Below are 2,447 nucleotides of genomic sequence, written 5' to 3' on the forward strand. Positions count from 1 at the left end.
AATTTCAACGCTTCATCGTAGCGGCCAGTCCAGATAGTGCTCCGCACCAGCAGTTCGCGAATGCCCGAATGGTCGGGCCATAACTCAAGCGCGTTGTTCGCCGCTTCCCGCGCCTCACCGGTCCGGCCAAGGACAAACAGCGCCTCGGCCCAATTGGCATTCACGTCCGCGCTAAGCGGGATCATGTCGTGAGCACGCTTGAAGGCAGCCGCCGCTTCCGCATTGCGGCCGACCCGGCTCAGCATTCCGCCAAAGCCGACATATTCGCACCCGCAATCGCTGGGCCGAACGCCGATCGACTTCAGGTACAGCTGTTCACGCGCGGCGAAGGCAAACCGCGGCTCGAGACCAGCGAGGGCCGAGTATGCCTCGCTATTTTCCGGATCGAGCTTGATCGCCCGCTCAGCCGCCTCGACGGCTTCCTTGCGCAGCGCTTCCGAAAGCCCATTTTCGCGCCCAACCCCGGCAGCGGAGGTTGCCAGCGCCGACCAGCCGCGGGAAAAGTCAGGCGCCGCTTCGGTCACCCGGTGGGCCAAGTCCAACGAGCGAGTCGGATTCATCTGCTTACCCATCGTGTCGGCCCAATATTCCTCGCAAAAATTGAAGAAGATGGACAACGTCGCGTCGGGCATGGCGCGGGGATAGCGGGCGACTCCGCCGAGGCCGCAACGCAGCACTTGGCTAAGGGCGACGGCGACTTGGCGCGGCGCGATGTCGGTCAACGCTGCTGGCCGTTCAAGCGTTTTCGTCCAGACCGTCGCGCCAGTGCGCTTGTTCGCAACATGAACCGTGAAACGGAGCAAGTCGCCGGTCCGTCCGATCGAAGCCGTCAGTGAATAGCCAGGTGCGGATCCGGTGGCTTGTTGGTCGGTGCTGGCAATGATCACCGCGTCTGTCGCCAGCGCGCCGAGGATTTCCTCGCGCAACGTGCGTGGTATTTTTTGCGGCACGTCCTGAGACAGGACTTCGAACTGGCCCAGCTGCAAGCGAAGTGCGTCGTGATCCGGTTGCGATGCCGGCCAATTGAACCAGTAGAGCAAAGCGGCGAGCGCCAAGACCGACAGGGAACCCAGGGGTATTCCCCAGCGGCGAGTGTCTCGACCAGCCTTGATCGCCTTCGGCAAAGCTTCGGCATGCTCGGCGGGTCCGCTCCGGGCGACAATCGCCTCATGCAGCATCGTGATTGCCGGCGCGTTCGCCCGTCCTTTCCAGCCGGAAAGATCGATGGACTGAAACTGACGAAAGCCGAGCGGCGGTTTGCTGTCGTCGATCACGACCGGGACGAGACGGCCGCTGTCACGCCCTTCAGCCGCTTCGTCGGTTACCCAGGCCGATTGCACTGATGAGTGCGACCACAATACCAGCACGACGTCCGCGCCTTTAAGCGCCTGTTCGATCTCCTGGGAGAAGCGCGAGCCGCCCTGCACTCGACGATCCCACCACACCGAATGCCCGAGGCGCTCGAGCGCCGCCGTGACCGGCTTGGCCTTCGCCAGATCGTCGCGCGCATAGCTTAGAAATACGTGGGCCACTCTCGCATCCCCCTCGATCTAGGAGGACAGTGCGCCGAGATCCGCTATGTCGCAAGGCTGCGACGGGGATCGCGGGGGGCGCTGATGAAGGTTGCCCGTGGATTGAACGCTCGCTCCAACCAGCTTGACCCAACCCCGATTTTCCCCGACATACCCCCTCGATGACTGCCCACCCCGCCTCGACCCACACCTCTATCTGGTGGCGCTCGACCGCTCTTTTGGCGGCGCGATGGCGCGGGGTTAACCTTATGGTCGGACCGACCGGCTAGGCTGCGCTCGGGAGGAGCGAGCGACGTGCAACGCGTGGGGAGCCTGGACGGATTGCGCGGGATCGCGGCGATCATCGTGCTGTTGCATCACGCATCGGCGCAGGTCGGCGGGTTTCCCTTGTTCGGCAGCGGCTATCTCGCGGTCGATTTCTTCTTCATGCTGAGCGGCTATGTGGTCGCGCTTGCGTATGAGCGGCGGCTGGCGGGGGAGTTGGGCGCGGCGCGGTTCATGGTGCTCCGGATCAAGCGATTATATCCGCTGATGGCGATCGGGATCATCGCCGGAGCGGCGGTGGCGCTGGCCGGGGGGATGCCCGGCGCGGCGGTCGGCTGGCACCTCGCCGCGCAACTGGCGTTCGTGCCGATCATCGCCGGATCGGCCGGGCTGTACATCCTCAACGGGGTGCAATGGTCATTATTCTTCGAACTGTTCGCCAACGCGATGCACGCCGTGCAGCTGCGGCGATGGTCGGGGCGGGCGATGGTGGCGGCGGTGATCGCCAGTCTGGTGCTGCTGGCGTGGACCGCGAGCCGGTTCGAGTGGTTCGGGCTGGGCGACCGGGGCAACAATTTCATCGGCGGATTCCCGCGCGTGGCGTTCGCTTATTGCGTCGGGGTGGCGATGGTCCGGCTGGGACCGGCGATC

General features: G+C 64.5%; 2 protein-coding genes. One reads left to right on the plus strand and one right to left on the minus strand.

The window, feature by feature from the left end; all coding sequences use genetic code 11:
• A partial coding sequence (locus RMO25_RS11580) for a toll/interleukin-1 receptor domain-containing protein (protein WP_309662759.1) occupies nt 1-1,532 on the minus strand: 1,532 nt, incomplete at its 3' end.
• Between the two features lie 294 nt (nt 1,533-1,826).
• On the opposite strand from RMO25_RS11580, the gene RMO25_RS11585 reads away from it, so the two are divergent.
• Nucleotides 1,827-2,447: acyltransferase family protein (locus RMO25_RS11585; RefSeq protein ID WP_309662760.1), on the plus strand; the 621-nt coding region annotated here is incomplete at its 3' end.

Source organism: Sphingomonas sp. (assembly GCF_031361285.1).
In the GTDB taxonomy this organism is placed as follows: domain Bacteria; phylum Pseudomonadota; class Alphaproteobacteria; order Sphingomonadales; family Sphingomonadaceae; genus Sphingomicrobium.